Raw genomic sequence first — 16,496 nt, 5'->3', positions numbered from 1 at the left:
CAGACCAACATCCTGGCGCTGAATGCGGCGGTCGAAGCGGCGCGCGCCGGCGAGCAGGGGCGCGGCTTCGCGGTGGTCGCGGCCGAGGTGCGCAACCTGGCGCAGCGCTCCGCGGCGGCGGCCAAGGAGATCAAGGGCCTGATCGACGATTCGGTCGGCAAGGTCGATGCCGGCAGCGCGCTCGTGAGCGAAGCGGGCCGCACCATGGAAGAGATCGTCGGCAGCGTCGCGCGCGTGACGGACATCATCGGCGAGATCACCTCGGCCAGCCACGAGCAGACGCAAGGCATCGAGCAGATCAACCAGGCCATCACGCAGATGGACCAGGTGACGCAGCAGAACGCGGCGTTGGTCGAAGAGGCGGCCGCGGCGGCGGCATCGATGCAGGAGCAGGCGGGCCAGTTGTCGCAACTGGTCGGCACCTTCAAGCTAGACGACGACGAGGCGCCTCCGGTGGCGTTGTCCGTGCCGTTGCCGGTGCAGGCTCGGCCGGCTTCGGCCGCGCGTCGGCCCGTGGTGCCGGCGCGCACGGCGCAGCCCGTGCAGCGGCTGAATGGCGCCGCCGCACCGCGCCCTGCAGCGTCGCCGGCGAAGGTGCCTGCGGGCGGAGACTGGGAAAGCTTCTAAGCCCCGGCGTCCATGCTCTCCGCGACTGCACGCAGCGCCAGCAGATAGCCGCCCGGTCCCAGCCCGCAGATCACGCCCGTCGCGGCCAGCGACACCAGCGAATGCTTGTAGATCTCGTCGCGCTTGTGGATGTTGGTGATGTGCACCTCGACGACCGGCCGGCTGATGAGCTTGAGCGCGTCGAGCAGCGGCACCGATCGAAACGAGAAGCCGGCCGGATTGATCACGATCGCGGCGTCTTTTTCGAAGGCCTCCTGCACCCAGTCGATGAGCGTCGATTCGCTGTTGGTCTGCCGGAACTCGGTCGTCAGGTCGAGTTCGCGCGCCAGTGCTTCGGTCCGGCTGCGGACCTCGTCGAGCGTGGTCGTGCCGTAGAGATGCGGCTCGCGCTTGCCGAGCATGTTGAGGTTGGAGCCGTTGAGGATGTAGACGATTCGGCTCATACGGCAACCTCCGCGCTACGCGCTGCGGTATTCGCCTTGGGAACGGCCCTGCGGCTCATGGCGCCGCCTTGCGGATGCGCGCCAGTTCATCCGTGTAGAGCTTGACGATCGCCGCGTCGTAGGTGGCCGCGACGCGGTCGGTCACCGGTGTGGCGATCTTGCGCATGCGTGCCTGCTCGGCCGGGCTGATGTCGTTGAAGCTCATGCCGAGCTTCTGCAGTTCGCCGACGGACTTCTGTGCCGCCGCCCGGCTGACCTGGCGCTGGTAGCTGCGCGACTCGGCGGCGGCGTCTTGCATCATCTTCTGCTCGGCGGGGCTCAGCGAGTCCCAGAACTTCTTGCTGACCAGCACGATGTTCGCCGCGTACACATGGTTCGTCGCACTGACGTATTTCTGCACCTCGAAGAACTTGTTCGACAGGATCACCGAGAACGGGTTCTCCTGTCCGTCGACCGCCTTGGATTCGAGTGCGCCGTAGAGCTCGGCGAACGGCATCGGCACCGGGTTCGCCTTGAAGGCCTTGAAGGTCTCGAGGAACACCGGGTTCGGAATCACGCGGATCTTCAGCCCGTCGAGGTCTTCGGCCTTCGTGATCGGGCGCTTGCTGTTGGTCACGTTGCGAAAGCCCAGGTCCCAGTAGCCGAGCGCGACGAGTCCCTTCTCGGGGAGCTTGGCGATCAAGGCCTGGCCCAGCGGGCCGTCGAGCAGGGCGTCGGCCTGCGCGAAGCTGGCCAGGGCGAAGGGAAAGTCGACCAGGCCGAACTCCTTGACGATGCCTGCGAGCGAGGTCGTGGCCGGCGCCGACATCTGCTGCACGCCGCCTTGCAGCGCCGATTGCTGCTGCATCTCGTTGCCGAGCTGGGAGGCCGGGAACTCCTGTACCTTGAGCTTGCCGCCGCTCTTCGCGGCCAGCAATTCGGCGAAGCGCTTGACGCCGAAGCTCACCGGATGGTCGGCGTTGTTGAGGTGGCCGAACCGGATGACCCGCTCCTGCGAATTCTGCGCAAGTAACGGGGAGGCAAGGGCGAGCGCTGCGCAGAACACGGCCAGCGTGCGAAGAGTCGTTGTCAAGATCAGCTCCAGATGGTTGGGTGCGAAAGGCGGCGGCTTCGCATGCCGTGGAACACCGGACGAGACGGGAATACGGCAAGCGAGCGAATGCTAAGTAAAGTGGAAATGTTTTCCACTAGGGAAGCTACTTAACAGCGTGGAACCGGCTCGCGCACCCGCGCGAATACACTGGCGCTCCCCATGGCCGCCATCCTCCAGCGAAGTTTTCGCGTCCTCGAACTGCTCGTGGAGCACCCCGACGGCCTGCCGCTGTCGGTGCTCGCCACGCGGCTCGACATGCCCTTGAGCGCCACCCACCGCCTGCTGGCCGAGATGGTCCAGTGCGGCTACGTGCGGCAGGACCAGAGCCATGCGCGCTACACGCTCACGATCAAGCTGGTGTCGCTCGGCCTGAGCTTCCTGAGCAACAGCGGCGTGGTCGACGTCGCGCAGCCGCTGCTCGACAAGCTGGCGGCCGAGTCGGGCGAACTCGTGCGGCTCGCGGTGGTCGACGGCAGCGAACTCACCTTCGTCGCCAAGGCGCAAGGCGCCACGCGTGGACTGCGCTACGACCCGGACATGGGCCTGTCGGTCAACCTGTCGTGCAGTTCGGCCGGCCACGCCTGGCTGTCCACGCTGTCCGAAGAAGAGGCGCTGCAACTGGTCGCGAAGCAGGGCTTCGGCACGCCCGAGGCCTTCGGGCCCAACGCGGTGACGACCGTCAAGGGCCTGCTGGCCTACCTGCGCGCCACCCGCAAGCGGGGCTTCGCCATGATCAACGAGGTGTTCGCGCCGGGCATGACCGCCATGGCGGCGCCGGTTCAGGTGGGGAAGGGCCCGGTGCTGGGCGTGGTGACGATCGCCGGGCCGCTGGTGCGCCTCACCGAGGCGCGCATGGCCGAACTGGGGCCGGCGCTGCTGGCCACGGCGGAAGATGTCGCGCAAGCCAGTGGCGCATCGACGCTTCTGCGCAAGCGCGCTTGAGCGGGCGGCCTCAGCAGCGCGCGGCGGCCTTCGTCAGGTGCGCGAGGCGGCACGATGCATGGGGCGAGCGGTGCTGCCGGTGCGTGCAGAGCGCGAGGCGCCGCGAGGCGCGGCGGCCATCTGCGCCGCGAAGCTCAGGATCTGTTCCAGCGCGATGATGAACGCGCCACCCACCGCCACCAGCGTGACCAGCACCGGCAGGTCGAGCGCGCTGATCACGCCGAAGCCGTTCGGAATGGCGCGCGGCGTCGCGGTCGTGCAGATGAAGTCCGCGGCGCCCATGCCGGTGTAGTGCATCGAGCAGACGGCCAGGCCCATCACCAGTGCGGCCGCGAGGCGCACGCCGATCGTGCGGGTATTGAAAGCCAGCCACAGGGCCGCGCTCGCAGCCACCATCGCCATCAGGACAGACAGCGCGACGATGCCGGCATCCCAGCGGATGAAGCCGCCGAAGCGCATGCCATACATGCCCAGGTAGTGCATCACTGCCACGCCCAGGCCCAGCAGCGAGCCGGCCGTGACGATGCGTCGCGGGTTGTTCGGTGCCTGCGCCACGTAGGCCAGCGCGAGTGCAGAGGCGGCGATCGCAGCCACCAGCGAGACCAGCGTTTCGAAGAGCGAATAGGCGATGCCCATCTGCAGCTTGACCGCGACCATGCCGATGAAGTGCATCGACCACACGCCGATGCCGCCCAAGGCGATGCCGGTGACGATGCTGTTGGAGATGCTGGTGCTGCCGTCGGCACGGCGAATGCGCCGTGCAGCGGTCAGTGCGATGAAGGCGCCGATGACCGACAGCAGATAGGAGAGGCCGACGAATCCGACCTGGTAGACGGGGACGATCAGGGTTTCCATGGTTCGCGCCGAGGCCCATCAGGGCGTTGTTTTCAGTGGTAACAATGTTATTCATTGTTACTACATCAGGGCTGTGATTGAAGTCACGCGAAACAAAAGTTCTCGTCTGTTTGCGTTCGTCTACCAGGGCTCTTCCTGCGATTTCACGGCGTGGCGGGGCGGCAGAATGGCGCCAACCTCCAACTTTCACCCACTGCATGACCACCACGACGCCTGACCATCCGCCCCCGCACGCCCAGTCCGGCGCCTGTGCCTACCTGCTTCACGTGCTCCTGCAGGAGGCCGAGCGAAGGCAGTCCGGCTTCATCGGCGGCGTCATCGACGGTGTGGTGAACGACCACCGGAGCATCCCGGGCAACCTGCCCGAGAAGCCCCTGGTCGATGCGATCTTCGGCGAGACGCTCCGGATTCTTCGGCACGCCAACGAGCCCTTCGGCCCGCCCGCGCTGGAGCCGGCGCCCAAGCCCGCGGCCGCGTAGGCACCGGGCGCGACCCTCAGGGTTGCTGCAGGCGCTGGAGCAATTCGAGGCTCGGGAAGCCGTCTGCCGGCAGGCCGACGCTGCGCTGGTAGCGGCGCAGTCCCTCGCGCGTCGCCGGCCCCATCACGCCATCGGGTGTTCCGCTGGCAAAGCCGCGCTGGTTGAGCGCGGCCTGCATGTCGACCAGTTGGCTGCGCGTGAGGGCGACCATGTCGCGCGGCCAAGACGCCTGCACGCCGGGCCCGCCGGCCAGGCGCTGCGCCAGCAGGCCCACCGCCAGCGCATAGCTGGTCGAGTTGTTGTAACGCAGGATGGTGCGGAAGTTCGGGCCGACGAGGAACGCGGGGCCGCGCGCACCGGCGGGCTGCAGCACCGACCCATCGGCGAACTCGGGCAGCGGCCGGCCGTCGATGCTGCGCAGGCCTTCGGCGGCCCACTGCACCGTGGGCTGCCGCACGGCCGCATCGGCGCGGGCGGGGTCGAAGCCGGGTGGCAGTACGACCTCGGTTCCCCACGGTTGCTGCGCCTGCCAACCCGAGCGCGACAGGAAATTGGCAGTCGACGCCATCACGTCGGGCATGCTGCCCCAGATGTCGCGCCGGCCATCGCCATCGGCATCCACTGCGTAGGCCAGGAAACTCGAGGGCAGGAACTGCGTCTGGCCCATGGCACCGGCCCATGAGCCGATCATGTCCTCGCGCCGGATGTCGCCGCGTTCGAGGATCTTGAGGGCCGCGAGCAGTTCTCCACGCGCCCAGTCGGCCCGGCGACCTTCGAAACCCAAGGTCGCCAGCGCGTCGATGGTCGGCGTGTTGCCGTAGTTGCCACCATAGTTGCTTTCCATGCCCCAGATGGCGACGAGGATGGTCGGCGGAACGCCGTAGCGCACGGCAGCGGCATCGGCTTCGGATCGGACCTGCACCAGCTTGTCCTGGCCATTGGTCACGCGTGCGTCCGACACGGTGCTGTCGAGATAGGCCCAGACCGTGCGCGTGGACTCGGGCTGCGCGCGGTCCAGCTCGATCACGCGCGGAAGGAACTGGGTCGCTTCGAAGGCGCGCTGCAGCGTCGCTTCGCCGATCCCGTTGGCGCGGGCGAAGTTGCGGTAGTCGGCGATCCACTGCGCGAAGCGCTGCTGGTGCTGCGCATCGTCCACGGGCAGGGGCACAGGCATCGCCGCCGGTGGCGGGGCAGCCGCGGGCGGCTGCGGTCGCACGGCCGCAGGCATGGGCGGGGTGGCGGAAGGTGCGGGCGCGGGAGCGGTCGCACAGCCTCCCAGAACTGCGATCGCGATGACGGTGATGGCACGCCGATGGAGGCGCACCGCAGGGTGTCGTACTGGGTGCATGGCTGCATTGTCGTCGGCCTGTCGCGCCGGCCTGGCTCGGCACCATGACGCGCTGCCGCGATGGCTCAGGCTGCCGCGCTGCGCTGCGCGAAATAGGCCGCCAGTCGCGTGCGCTCGTGCTCGAACGCGGGCATGCCCGCGGCGACGGCTTGCCAGTCGCCGCGGCGGCTGGCGCGCTCGATGTGCTCGCACGCCAGCGCGAACGAACGCGCGCCGACCATCTTGCTGGCCCCGGCCATGCGATGCGCGAACTGCGTGACCTGCGCGGCATCGTCGGCGGCCAGGGCCTGTCGCAGGCCGGCAGAGTCGTCTTCGCAGGTGCGCTGGAACGCGTTCAGCACCTGGCTCACTACCGATGCATCGCCGACGCAATTGGCCGTGAGCAGCGCCTGGTCGATCGGGCTGTCGGCGGCGGCATCCGTGCCGGGCTCGTTGCCAGGCTTCGTCGACGACGACGGCGGAGCGAGCGGGGAGGGCGTCACCGCCGCTGGCAGCGCCGCCGGCAGCGGCAGCCATCGATCGAGCCTGCCGGTCAGCTGCGCGAGTTCCACCGGCTTGATCAGGAAGTCGTCCATGCCCGCTGCAAGGCAGGCCTCGGCCTCGCCCTGCAGCGCGTTGGCGGTGCAGGCGATGATCGGCACGCGTGTTCCGCCGGCTGCCGACTCCAGGCTGCGGATGCTGCGCGCCAATTCGTAGCCATCCATGTGCGGCATGTGGCAGTCGGTGATGACCAGGCCGAAGCGGCCCGTTTTCCATCGCTCCAGCGCCTGCGCGCCGTCGTCCGCCGTCTCGGCCGCATAGCCCAGCGTGCGAACCTGCCGCATCAGCAGCATGCGGTTCACCGGATGGTCGTCGACCAGCAGCACCAGCGTGCCTTCTGCCTCGGCCTGTGCGGTGTCCGGCGCCGCACGGCGCGCCGACGCGGGCAGCGGGCGCGCGGCATCGGCGTCGCTGCCTGCCGGCGCCTCGGCGATGGGCAGCGACAGCTCCAGCGTGATCGTGGTGCCCTTGCCCGCCGCGCTCTCGAGCGTGATGGTGCCGCCCATCATCTGCGCGAGCTGCCGCGAAATGACCAGGCCCAGCCCGGTGCCGCCGGGCCGCCGCCGGCCTTCGTCGCCATCGGCCTGGGTGAAGGGCTGGAACAGGCGCCGCTGGTCGTCCGGAGAAATGCCGATGCCCGTGTCCTTGACCTCGAAGCGCAGGTGCTCGTGCCCCTCGTTGCGTCCCAGCCATTGCACGTTGATGTCGATCCAGCCATCGGCGGTGAACTTGATCGCGTTGCTGACGAAGTTGTTGAGGATCTGACGCAGCCGCACCGGGTCGACCCGCAGCGCCGGGCTCACGCGCGGGTCGACCATGCGCCGCACGATCAGCCCCTTGCTGCTGGCGTTGCCCAGGTAGATGCTCTGCACTTCCTCGATCACGCGCTTGATCGACACGACCTCGGGCCGCACTTCGAGCTTGCCGGCCTCGATCTTCGAGAAGTCGAGGATGTCGTCGATGATGCGCAGCAGCGAGCGGCTCGATTCGCGCACCAGCCCGAGCGTTTCGCGCTGTTCGAAGTCGAGCTCGGTCAGGCTCAGCAGTTCCAGCATGCCGAGCATGCCGTTCATCGGCGTGCGGATCTCGTGGCTCATGGTGGCCAGGAAGGTGCCCTTGGCGCGGTTGGCCGCCTCCACCTCGGCACTGCGCCGCGACAGCTCTGCGTTGAGCCGCTCGATCTCGCGTTCCTTCTTCTTCTGCTCCGTCACGTCCTCCGAAATGGTGAGCACGTAGCGCGCCTGGCCTGTGTCGTCGAGGATCGGGAGCTTCTTCGCATGCAGCACCCTCACGCTGCCGTCGTGGGCGTGCAGGGTCTCCTCGGGGATGTCGACTTCGCGGCCGAGCGCCAGGGCCTCGCGGTCCTTGGCATCGAAGAAGTCGGCTTCTTCGCTGGAGCGCACGAACTCGTGCGCCGTCATGCCGATGAGCTCCTGCTGGCTGCGCCCGGTCAGCTCTTCCATGGCGCGGTTGACGCGCACCACCTTCAGGTGAACGGGGTCCTTGACGATCACCTGGTAGGGGATGTGGTTGATCACCGAGTTCAGGAAGGCGTTGGTCGTTTCCAGCTCCGTGGTGCGCTCGCGAACGCGCGCCTCCAGCTCGGCGTTGAGTGCGCGCAGATCTTCTTCGGCGCGGCGCAGCGCGGCCCGCTGGCACTGCTCGGCCAGCGCGCGCCGCACCGAAAAGCCAAGACGGCGCAGGCGCTGCTTCAGCACGTAGTCGGTGGCGCCGGCCTTCATGCAGTCGACCGCCTCTTCCTCGCTGAGCGCGGTCGCGATCACGATGACGGGCAGCTCGGGCCGCTGCTTGGCCCGCCGTACCGCGGCCAGGCCGCCCACTTCGAAGTCCGACAGCACGAGGTCGAAGGCCTGCTTCTGCAAGGCGGCGTCGAATTCATCGCGCGTCCGCACCCGCACCAGATCGCAGGCCAGGGCTTCCTCGTCGAGCCGGTCACGCAGGCGGTCCGCATCGGCCGGGTCGTCCTCGAGGACGAGCACGCGGATGGCGGCGGCGGTGCTCATCGCGGGCTGCCCTCGTCGCCGCGCAGCGATGCCACCACGTCCTTGAACTCCTCGCGGTTGTGCTCGCTGAGGGCCGACAACGCCTCGTGCGCGCGAAGGATGCGCGCCTGCGCAAGATCGTCGGCGCCCTGCGCGTTCAACGCGTAAAGCCCCGGCGCAGCCGGAAGATCGTCGCGCACCGCATCGAGCACCTGCTGCATGCTGAGTTCCTCGAACAGAGCGCGCACGGCCGGCGTCACGCCCGCCAGCAGCACGCGCCCGCGCGCCACCAACTCGTGCACCGTGCCCAGGCAGGTGCTGTCCATGTACTCGCAGCGCGACAGGTCGATCACGAGCAGGCGCTTCGCGTCCAGCATGGCCAGGGCGGCGTCGTGGAAGGCATCGCAGTGCATCCAGGCGGCCCGACCGCGCAGCGCGAGCCACGCGGCATCGTCGGTCTCGCCGTAGAAGACCACCTCGCCCTCGTTGCGCGGCACGTCGGCGATGACCGATGAAGGCGCCTCGGCACCGTTGTCGAACCACGAGGCGCCGGCGTGGGCGTCGATGAGCAGGATCGTCACGTCGTCCCGGTCCGGCGACGGCGCCGCGCTGCCTTGCAGGTGCGCCGCCACCTCTTGAGCGCTGGACATCGGCCGGGCCAGCACCTCCTGCAGCAACTCGAGTTCACGATCCGAGCCCGATGGCAGCAGCCCGTCGGTGTAGAGCAGGATGCGGTCGCCCGCCAGCAACTGCAGTCGCTCCTGGCCGAAGCGCGCGTCCGGCGCCAGGCCGAGCGCGGGGCCGGTGCGGCGCACCAGGCGGGTCGGCGCGCCTGCGCGTGCGTGCAGCACGGGAGGATGTCCGGCCGATGCCAGCGTGAGGCTGGCGTCCGAGGAGTCCAGCAGGCCGAATACGGCGGTCAGGAACAAGCCCGGGGCGGCATGCGCCTCGCAGATCGAGCGGTTGACCGCCGCCAGCACTTCCGCTGGCGGCAGCGCCAGTCCGGTGGCGGGATCGGCCAGCACCAGCCGCTGTTTGAACAACACCGACAGCATCGCCGAGGTCACGCCGTGGCCGGTGGCGTCGGCCAGGTAGAAGGCCAGGTGCCGCTCGCCCAGCCGCACCACGTCGTACAAATCGCCGCCCACGTGCTGCCCCGGGCGGTACACGGCCTGGATGCAATAGCCCTCCATTGGCGGCGGGCTGCGCGGCAGCAGGGCGCGCTGGATGACTTCGGCGCGTTCAAGGTCGTGACGCAGCGCCGCGGACGTTTCTTCGAGCTCGCGCACCTTGCGCTGCAGCTCGCGATGCAGCCGCTCGCGCTCGGCCAGCAGCTGTCGCTTCTCCAGCGCATTGCGCACTGCGACGCCGATCTCTTCGCGGTGCGGCGACTTGGGCAGGAAGTCGAAGGCGCCCAGGCGGATGGCCGTCACCGCGGAGTCGAAGGTCTCCAGGCCCGACAACACGATCCACATGGCGTCGGGCACGGCCTCTCTGCCCCAGCGCAGCAGCGCCAGGCCGTCCATGCGGGGCATCATGATGTCGGTCAGCACCAGCGCGACCTCGGGATGCGCGCGCAGCACCTCTTGCGCCGCGATGCCGTCCTGGGCTTCGAGAACGGGCGCACAGCCCAGCCCCTCCAGCGTCAGCTTCGCCATCAGGCGAGTGACTGGCTCGTCATCCACCACCAAGGCCACGGGAGGGACGGGGTCGGGGTTCATAGCTTCGCGAGCGACGCGGTTGCCGTGCGAGTGCGAATTCTCGGAGTCGACAGGCGGGATGGCAAGCCGTCGATGTCGACGCGATTTCAACGCGATTTCAGCGCGTCACATCGGGGCTCCGACAGGCGCCGTGCGACAGGCCGGCAAGTGCGATGCCGGCCCCCAAGCCCGGCTTGACATCGATCTTCCTTGTGCTTAAGCTCGGTTCTAGGTTAGCGCTATCATAAATTCTACCGATCTTCGAAGATCGTCGGAAATCATCGGAAAGCGAAGGAGACATGCAGATGTTCAAAGCCAGGGTGATCGTCACGGGCCTCATGGCGTTGCTGGGCACGTTCGGCGCCTCGGGCAATGCATCGGCCGAGGTGTTTCCCGACAAGCCGATCAAGCTGGTCGTGGCCAGTGCGGCCGGCGGCGCGTCGGACATCGTCGCGCGTCTCATGGCCGATCGGCTCACGCAATCGCTCGGCCAGCCCGTGGTGGTCGAGGCCAAGCCGGGCGCCAACGGCAACATCGCGGCCGAGCTGGTGGCCAAGTCGCCGCCCGACGGCTACACGCTGATGATGGGCACCATCGGCGTGCTGGCCATCAATCCGTCGATGTACAAGAGCGTGCGCTTCGATCCGCTCAAGGACTATGCGCCGGTGGCGCGGCTGGTGTCGTTCTCGAACATGCTGGTCGTCACACCCAACCTGCCTGTGAAGACGGTGAAGGAGCTCGTCGAGTACGCGAAGGCCAACCCGGGGCGCCTGCGCTACGGGTCGCCCGGCGCGGGCGGTTCGCCGCACATGGCGATGGTCGTCTTCGGGCAGATGACGAACACCGATCTGACCCATGTTCCGTACAAGGGCGCCGCACCGGCCCTGACGGACCTCATGGGCGGCCACATCGACTTCGCCTTCAGCGACCCGTTGCTGACCCTGCCGCAGGTGCGGGCCGGCAAGGTGCGCGCATTGGCGGTGAGCGGTAACACGCGCCTCGCCTCCGCACCCGAGATTCCCACCGTCGCCGAGGCCGGCGTGCCGGGCTATGCGGTGAGCGGCTGGCTCGGCATCGTCGCGCCGGCCGGTACGCCGGCCGATCGCATCGCCAAGCTCAATGCCGCCCTCAACGAAGCGCTGGCCGTGCCCGAGGTCAACGCCAAACTGGTGGAGCAGGGCTCGGCCGTCATCCCCGGCACGCCGCAGGAGTTCGGCGCCTTCATCCGCAGCGAGTACTTCCGCTGGAAGAAGGTGGTGGACGAGGCCAAGCTGGTGGCCGACTGAGCCATCGTTTCATCTTTGTTCAAGACACGACCACGACACGAGATCGCATCGATGACCCATGACTCTTCGGCCGGCGCGGATGCCAGCCTTTCCGGCGCCCAGGCGCTGGTCGCCCAGTTCGCAGCGCGCGGCGTGAAGCGCATCTACGGCGTTCCCGGCGGCGACTGCAGCCTGGACATCATCGCCGCGGCGCACGAAGCCGGCATCGCCTTCGTGCTGGCCCGCACCGAAAGCGCCGCCGCGATGATGGCCGCCGCCGAAGCCGAGCTCACCGACAGCCTGGGCGTGCTGCTGACCACCCGGGGCCCGGGCTTGGCCAACGGCGTCAACGGCGTGGCCTGCGCCATGCTCGACCGCTGCGGCATCGTGGTGATCAGCGACGGCTACGAGAACGAGCAGGCTTTCGTCAGCCACCAGCGCTTCGACCAGCAGCGCATGCTCGAGCCGGTGACCAAGGGCGCGCTGCGCGTCGATTCGCCGCAGGCGCTGCCCGCCGTCGGGCCGCTCCTGGACCTCGCGCTCGCGCGGCCGCGCGGCCCGGTCTACCTCGAGGTGACGGGGCAGGGCATGCGCAACAAGGTGCCGGCTTCGTCGCTGCCGGTGCAACCCGCGCGGCAGGCGCCGCTGCCGGCGCACCCGGCCGACGCCGTCGCGGCCGCGAGCAAGCTGATGGCGCATGCTCGTCGGCCGGTCGTCATCGCCGGACTGCAGACCCGTGAAGCCGGTGCCGCGCAGGGCCTGCGCGACCTGGCCGCGGCGTGGCAGTGCCCCGTGTTCTCCACCTACATGGGCAAGGGCGCGCTGCCCGATGCCGATCCGCGGATGATGGGCCTCTTCATGGCCGGTGGCGCGGAAGACGAGGCGATGAAGTCGGCCGACCTCATCGTCACCTACGGGCTCGATCCCATCGAGCTGCTGCCCAAGCCCTGGCGCTACGGCGCGCCGGTGCTGGAGCTCAGCACGCACCCCTTCGGACGCAACCACTTCACGCCAGCGGTGGCCCTGGTCGGCGACCTCGGCGCCGCGGCCGCGCAACTCGGCGAAGGCCTGGGGCGCAGCGGCTGGCAGGCCGACGAACTCAAGGCCTTGAAGTCGCACATGCAGGCACGCGCAGTCGCGGAAGGCGCAGGCATCACGCCGACGCTGCTCGCGCAGACCGCGTGCAGGCTGCTGCCGCAGCGGGCCCGCATCACCGTCGATGCCGGTGCGCACATGCTGCCGGTGATGGCCTTCTTCGACGCCGCGGCGCCGCGCGACGTGCTGATCTCGCGCGGCCTGGCCACCATGGCCTACGCACTGCCGACCGCCATCGGCGCGGCGCTGGCCGACCCCTCGCGCCCCGTGGTGGCCTTCACCGGCGACGGTGGCCTGATGATGTGCGCCTCGGAGCTGGCCACGGCGGTGCAGGCGGTGTGCAAGCTGACGGTGGTGGTCTTCAACGACTCTGCCATCGCCATGATCGGCGTCAAGCAGGGGCAGCGCGGCCTCGAGCGACGCGGCATGGATTACTCGCCCAGCGATTTCTCGCTGGTGGCGCAAGGCTACGGCTGCCAGGGCCTGCGCGTGAGCGAGCCCGCCGAGCTGGGCGCCGCGCTCCAGCGTGCCTTCGCCGCCGACGGCCCGGCGCTCGTCGACGTCATCGTCGATCCCAGTACCTACCCGGCGCAGCTGCGTTCGCTGCGCGGCTGACCCGACCCTCACACCCTTCATGGACAAGCACCTACCGACCACGGTCAGCGACCCGGCATTGCGCGCCGAACTGCGCGACCTCCACGACGACTACGCCACGACGCTCGACGACCTCGACTTCGCGCGCTGGGTCGGCTTCTTCACCGAGGGATGCGTGTACCGCGTCGTCTCGCTCGAGAACTTCGACCAGGGCCTGCCGTTGTCGACCATCGCATGCGATGGGCTCGGCTCGCTGCGCGACCGCGTCGCGGCCATTCGCGAGACGGCGGTGTTCGAGCCGCGCACGCTGCGCCGCCTGGTCAGCGGCACGCGCATCAACGCCATCGACGGCGACGAGATCCAGGCCCAGGCCAGCTTCGCGATTTTCGAGAGCCTGTCGGACCGCGAGCCGCACCTGTTCATGACCGGCCGCTACCTCGACCGCGTGGTGCGCGAGGACGGCCGCCTCAAGCTGCGCGAGCGCGTCTGCGTGTTCGACAACTACCGCGTACGCACCTCACTTGTGTATCCCGTTTGACGTTCGAAGCTCCAAGTTCGACCATGACCACTGACACCCTTCCCGAAGCGACATCGTGCGCCGCGGCAACCGAAACCCCGATCTCCACCTGGCAGATGCGGCGCTGGCCCGACACGCGCGACACTCGCATTCCGGCCTGGATCTATTCCGACCCCTCGCTCTTCGCGCGCGAGATGGAGGTGTTCCACGACGGCCCGGGTTGGAACTTCGTCGGCCTCGAATGCGAGATCGAGGCCGTCGGCGCCTTCAAGCGCAGCTGGATCGGGCCGCGCTCGGTGATCATGGTGCGCGGCGAGGACGACCACATCCACGTGCTCGAAAACCGCTGCGCCCACCGCGGCTCGCAACTGTGCTGGGAGAACAAGGGCGTGGTGAAGGACTTCACCTGCCCCTACCACCACTGGAACTACGACCTCGAAGGCAACCTGCTCGGCCTGCCATTCTTCCGCGGCGCGATGGGGAAGGGCGGCATGCCGCGCGACTTCCAGAAGTCCGAGCACGGGCTGCGCAAGCTGCGCGTGGCCACGCTGGGCGGCATCGTCTGGGCCAGCTTCTCTGACGAGGCGCCCTCGCTCGAAGACTACCTGGGTGAAGAGATCCACTCCCTGGTGCTGCGCGCCACCGGCGGTGGCAAGAAGAAGCTGCGCCTGCTGGGCTACAACCGCCAGTTGCTCCCCTGCAACTGGAAGCTTTACCTCGAGAACAGCCGCGACCCTTATCACGCGACCCTGCTGCACAGCTTCTTCCTCACCTTCGGCCTGCTGCGCACCGACACCGCCTTCAAGGCCGTGCCCACGATCGGCGGGCGCCACGGCATCATGGCTTCCACCTATTCGGCGACCACCGCGGGGCAGCAGAACGAAGTCACGAAGCAGTTGGCCAACCTGAAGACCGACTTCAAGCTCGAAGACATGGAAGTCGTCAAGCCGGTGGACGAGATGGGCGACAGCGCGATGATCAATTTCTCGGTGCTGCCCTCGGTCTTCTTCCAGCAGCACGGCAACTCGCTGGCCTTGCGGCACCTGGTCCCCAAGTCGGCCTCGCAGACCGAACTGTCGTGGACGCACTACGGATTCGACGACGACGACGAGGCCATGAACCGGCGCCGGCTCAAGCAGGCCAACCTGATGGGCCCGGCCGGCTACGTGGCGATCGACGACAGCGAAGTGCTGGCACGCATGCAGCCGGTGGCCGAAAGCGCACCGGAGTCGGTGCAGGTCGTGACCATGGGCGGCGTGGACCACGCGCCGCAGGACACCATGCTCACCGAGACGCTGATCCGCGGCTTCTACAGCTACTACCGCGAGAAGATGGGACTTTGAGATGACGCAATGGCATCGTGCGAGCTCGCTGGAGGACGTATGGGAAGGCACGCCCCTGCCGGTGACGGTGGAAGGGCGCCCGATCGCGCTATACCGCTTCGGCGACCGCGTGCATGCCGTGGGTGATCTCTGCCCGCACCAGAAGGACGTGAAGCTGTCGGACGGCTATCTGGACGGCGAAACCATCGAGTGCCCGATGCACCAGTCCTGCTTCAACGTGTGCACGGGCGAGGTGCTGAACGCGCCGGCGCGCGAGAACCTGCCGGTGTTCGAAGTGCGCATCGAGGACGGCGACGTCTTCGTCGGCGTGTAGCGCATGGAAGCGATGGTTCGCCATCTTGACCTCGGGTTGGTTAGCGCTATCATAATTCGACAAGAAACGGGTCGATGCGTGTAGCGCCCGGCCGAACGAAGGAGACACCATGAACCACTGCCGCAGCCGTGTTCAACGTACCGCCATCGCCGCCTGTTCGGCGCTTTCGCTGATCGCGGCGTCGCCCGCGTTCGCGCAGTTCTCGGGCGACGTCATCCGGATCGGCTTCCTGACCGACATCTCCGGCGTCTACTCCGACAACGACGGGCAGGGCGGCGTGGAGGCGATCAAGATGGCCGTGAAGGACTTCGGCGACATCAGCGGGAAGAAGGTCGAGTTCCTCTACGCGGATCACCTGAACAAGGTCGATGTCGCTTCGTCCAAGGCGCGGGAGTGGTTCGATCGCGAGGGCATGGACATGCTGGTGATCGGCGCGAACTCGGGCGCTGCGCTCGCGCTGGCCAAGCTGGCTGCCGAGCGCAAGAAGCCGATGTTCGCGGTCACCGCGGCCACGGCGCGCCTCACCAACGAGGAATGCACGCCCTACAACGTGGCCTATGCGTACGACACCGTGTCGGTCGCGCGCGGCACGGCCAATGCCATCGTCGAAGCGGGCGGCAAGGATTGGTTCTTTCTGACTGCCGACTACGCCTTCGGCACCTCGCTGGAAAAGGACGCCACCGACGTCATCAAGGCGAAGGGGGGCAGGGTGCTCGGCGGCGTGAAGCACCCGGTCGGCGCCACGCCCAACTTCTCGGCGCTGCTGCTGCAGGCGCAGTCGTCCAAGGCGAAGATCCTGGCGCTGGCCACCAGCGGCGACGACCTGATCAACGCCATCAAGGTGGCCAACGAGTTCGGCATCAACAAGTCGATGACGCTGGCCGCCATCCTGACCCACATCCCCGAAGTCAATGCGCTGGGCCTGAAGCTGACGCAGGGCATGTACCTGACCGACGGCTGGTACTGGGACCAGAACGATGCCTCGCGCGCCTGGGCCAAGCGCTATTTCGAGGTGATGAAGAAGATGCCGGGGGCCATGCAGGCGGCCGACTACTCGGCCGTCACGACCTACCTGAAGGCCGTGAAGGCGGCAGGCACCGACGACGGTGACAAGGTCATGGCGACCTTGAAGTCCACGAAGATCAACGACATGTACACCGCCAGCGGCGTGATCCGGCCCGACGGCCGCATGGTCTACGACATGTCGCTGCGCCAGGTGAAGAAGCCCGAGGAGTCGAAGTACCCCTGGGACTACTACAAGACCGTCAAGACCATCCCCGGCGACGAAGCTTTCACCAAGAAGTCGGAGACGAAGTGCGCGCTGTGGAAGTGACGTTCG

At 68.1% G+C, this 16,496-nt stretch carries 15 protein-coding genes; 9 read left to right on the top strand and 6 right to left on the bottom strand.

Going from position 1 to position 16,496, the window contains the following annotated elements:
- A partial coding sequence (locus tag B0W80_RS19775; protein ID WP_256856629.1) for a methyl-accepting chemotaxis protein occupies positions 1 to 627 on the top strand: 627 nt, incomplete at its 5' end.
- Here the strand turns inward: B0W80_RS19775 and B0W80_RS19770 are convergent.
- Both B0W80_RS19770 and B0W80_RS19765 read right to left on the bottom strand, forming a co-directional pair.
- Positions 624 to 1,070 (bottom strand): type II 3-dehydroquinate dehydratase, encoded by a 447-nt coding sequence (locus B0W80_RS19770; protein WP_077000865.1) that lies wholly within the window; start codon positions 1,068 to 1,070, stop codon positions 624 to 626. The genes B0W80_RS19775 and B0W80_RS19770 overlap by 4 nt on opposite strands.
- 55 nt (positions 1,071 to 1,125) lie before the next feature.
- Positions 1,126 to 2,142 (bottom strand): TRAP transporter substrate-binding protein, encoded by a 1,017-nt coding sequence (locus B0W80_RS19765; protein ID WP_077000864.1) that lies wholly within the window; start codon positions 2,140 to 2,142, stop codon positions 1,126 to 1,128.
- A gap of 180 nt (positions 2,143 to 2,322) precedes the next feature.
- Between B0W80_RS19765 and B0W80_RS19760 the strand changes: the two genes are divergently transcribed.
- Positions 2,323 to 3,105, top strand: coding sequence for an IclR family transcriptional regulator (locus B0W80_RS19760; RefSeq protein ID WP_077000863.1), 783 nt, complete (start codon positions 2,323 to 2,325; stop codon positions 3,103 to 3,105).
- A gap of 33 nt (positions 3,106 to 3,138) precedes the next feature.
- On the opposite strand, the gene B0W80_RS19755 is transcribed toward B0W80_RS19760, so the two are convergent.
- Positions 3,139 to 3,960, bottom strand: a complete 822-nt coding sequence (locus B0W80_RS19755) for an MHYT domain-containing protein (RefSeq protein WP_077000862.1) — start codon at positions 3,958 to 3,960, stop codon at positions 3,139 to 3,141.
- 197 nt (positions 3,961 to 4,157) lie between these two features.
- Between B0W80_RS19755 and B0W80_RS19750 the strand changes: the two genes are divergently transcribed.
- Complete coding sequence (locus B0W80_RS19750) at positions 4,158 to 4,439, top strand: hypothetical protein (protein ID WP_077000861.1); 282 nt, start codon at positions 4,158 to 4,160, stop codon at positions 4,437 to 4,439.
- 16 nt (positions 4,440 to 4,455) lie between these two features.
- Here B0W80_RS19750 and B0W80_RS19745 read toward each other — a convergent pair whose 3' ends face one another.
- From B0W80_RS19745 to B0W80_RS19735, 3 genes are all read right to left on the bottom strand, one after another.
- Complete coding sequence (locus B0W80_RS19745) at positions 4,456 to 5,667, bottom strand: lytic murein transglycosylase (RefSeq protein WP_373038815.1); 1,212 nt, start codon at positions 5,665 to 5,667, stop codon at positions 4,456 to 4,458.
- A gap of 185 nt (positions 5,668 to 5,852) precedes the next feature.
- Positions 5,853 to 8,351: a response regulator gene (locus B0W80_RS19740; protein WP_077000859.1), complete on the bottom strand. Its 2,499-nt coding sequence runs from the start codon at positions 8,349 to 8,351 to the stop codon at positions 5,853 to 5,855.
- Positions 8,348 to 10,051 carry a SpoIIE family protein phosphatase gene (locus B0W80_RS19735; RefSeq protein WP_077000858.1) on the bottom strand — a complete coding sequence of 568 codons (1,704 nt, stop codon included), beginning with the start codon at positions 10,049 to 10,051 and terminating at the stop codon, positions 8,348 to 8,350. The genes B0W80_RS19740 and B0W80_RS19735 overlap by 4 nt, the downstream gene beginning before the upstream one ends.
- Positions 10,052 to 10,335: 284 nt before the next feature.
- Between B0W80_RS19735 and B0W80_RS19730 the strand changes: the two genes are divergently transcribed.
- The 6 genes from B0W80_RS19730 (at position 10,336) to B0W80_RS19705 (ending at position 16,490) form a co-directional block, all read left to right on the top strand.
- Positions 10,336 to 11,316 (top strand): tripartite tricarboxylate transporter substrate binding protein, encoded by a 981-nt coding sequence (locus tag B0W80_RS19730; RefSeq protein WP_077000870.1) that lies wholly within the window; start codon positions 10,336 to 10,338, stop codon positions 11,314 to 11,316.
- A 51-nt stretch (positions 11,317 to 11,367) separates the two neighbouring features.
- Positions 11,368 to 13,005, top strand: a complete 1,638-nt coding sequence (locus tag B0W80_RS19725) for a thiamine pyrophosphate-binding protein (protein WP_077000857.1) — start codon at positions 11,368 to 11,370, stop codon at positions 13,003 to 13,005.
- A 19-nt stretch (positions 13,006 to 13,024) separates the two neighbouring features.
- On the top strand, positions 13,025 to 13,522 hold the full coding sequence (locus tag B0W80_RS19720; RefSeq protein ID WP_077000856.1) for an aromatic-ring-hydroxylating dioxygenase subunit beta: 498 nt from the start codon (positions 13,025 to 13,027) through the stop codon (positions 13,520 to 13,522).
- A 23-nt stretch (positions 13,523 to 13,545) separates the two neighbouring features.
- Positions 13,546 to 14,844 (top strand): SRPBCC family protein, encoded by a 1,299-nt coding sequence (locus tag B0W80_RS19715; protein WP_083745510.1) that lies wholly within the window; start codon positions 13,546 to 13,548, stop codon positions 14,842 to 14,844.
- A 1-nt stretch (position 14,845) separates the two neighbouring features.
- Positions 14,846 to 15,157, top strand: coding sequence for a non-heme iron oxygenase ferredoxin subunit (locus B0W80_RS19710; protein ID WP_077000854.1), 312 nt, complete (start codon positions 14,846 to 14,848; stop codon positions 15,155 to 15,157).
- 109 nt (positions 15,158 to 15,266) lie between these two features.
- Positions 15,267 to 16,490 (top strand): ABC transporter substrate-binding protein, encoded by a 1,224-nt coding sequence (locus B0W80_RS19705; protein WP_077000853.1) that lies wholly within the window; start codon positions 15,267 to 15,269, stop codon positions 16,488 to 16,490.
- Positions 16,491 to 16,496 lie beyond the last annotated feature (6 nt).

It is taken from the genome of Variovorax sp. KK3, assembly GCF_001984055.1.
Classification (GTDB): domain Bacteria; phylum Pseudomonadota; class Gammaproteobacteria; order Burkholderiales; family Burkholderiaceae_C; genus Variovorax.
This window is presented reverse-complemented; position numbering and strand designations above follow the sequence as displayed.

Excerpts from the sequence above, each read along its gene's own strand:
- B0W80_RS19745 (WP_373038815.1), bottom strand. The coding sequence starts at position 5,667 with ATGCCTGCGGCCGTGCGACCGCAGCCGCCCGCGGCTGCCCCGCCACCG.
- B0W80_RS19760 (WP_077000863.1), top strand. The coding sequence starts at position 2,323 with ATGGCCGCCATCCTCCAGCGAAGTTTTCGCGTCCTCGAACTGCTCGTG.
- B0W80_RS19735 (WP_077000858.1), bottom strand. The coding sequence starts at position 10,051 with ATGAACCCCGACCCCGTCCCTCCCGTGGCCTTGGTGGTGGATGACGAG.
- B0W80_RS19720 (WP_077000856.1), top strand. The coding sequence starts at position 13,025 with ATGGACAAGCACCTACCGACCACGGTCAGCGACCCGGCATTGCGCGCC.
- B0W80_RS19740 (WP_077000859.1), bottom strand. The coding sequence starts at position 8,351 with ATGAGCACCGCCGCCGCCATCCGCGTGCTCGTCCTCGAGGACGACCCG.
- B0W80_RS19715 (WP_083745510.1), top strand. The coding sequence starts at position 13,546 with ATGACCACTGACACCCTTCCCGAAGCGACATCGTGCGCCGCGGCAACC.
- B0W80_RS19755 (WP_077000862.1), bottom strand. The coding sequence starts at position 3,960 with ATGGAAACCCTGATCGTCCCCGTCTACCAGGTCGGATTCGTCGGCCTC.
- B0W80_RS19705 (WP_077000853.1), top strand. The coding sequence starts at position 15,267 with ATGAACCACTGCCGCAGCCGTGTTCAACGTACCGCCATCGCCGCCTGT.
- B0W80_RS19750 (WP_077000861.1), top strand. The coding sequence starts at position 4,158 with ATGACCACCACGACGCCTGACCATCCGCCCCCGCACGCCCAGTCCGGC.
- B0W80_RS19725 (WP_077000857.1), top strand. The coding sequence starts at position 11,368 with ATGACCCATGACTCTTCGGCCGGCGCGGATGCCAGCCTTTCCGGCGCC.
- B0W80_RS19730 (WP_077000870.1), top strand. The coding sequence starts at position 10,336 with ATGTTCAAAGCCAGGGTGATCGTCACGGGCCTCATGGCGTTGCTGGGC.
- B0W80_RS19770 (WP_077000865.1), bottom strand. The coding sequence starts at position 1,070 with ATGAGCCGAATCGTCTACATCCTCAACGGCTCCAACCTCAACATGCTC.
- B0W80_RS19710 (WP_077000854.1), top strand. The coding sequence starts at position 14,846 with ATGACGCAATGGCATCGTGCGAGCTCGCTGGAGGACGTATGGGAAGGC.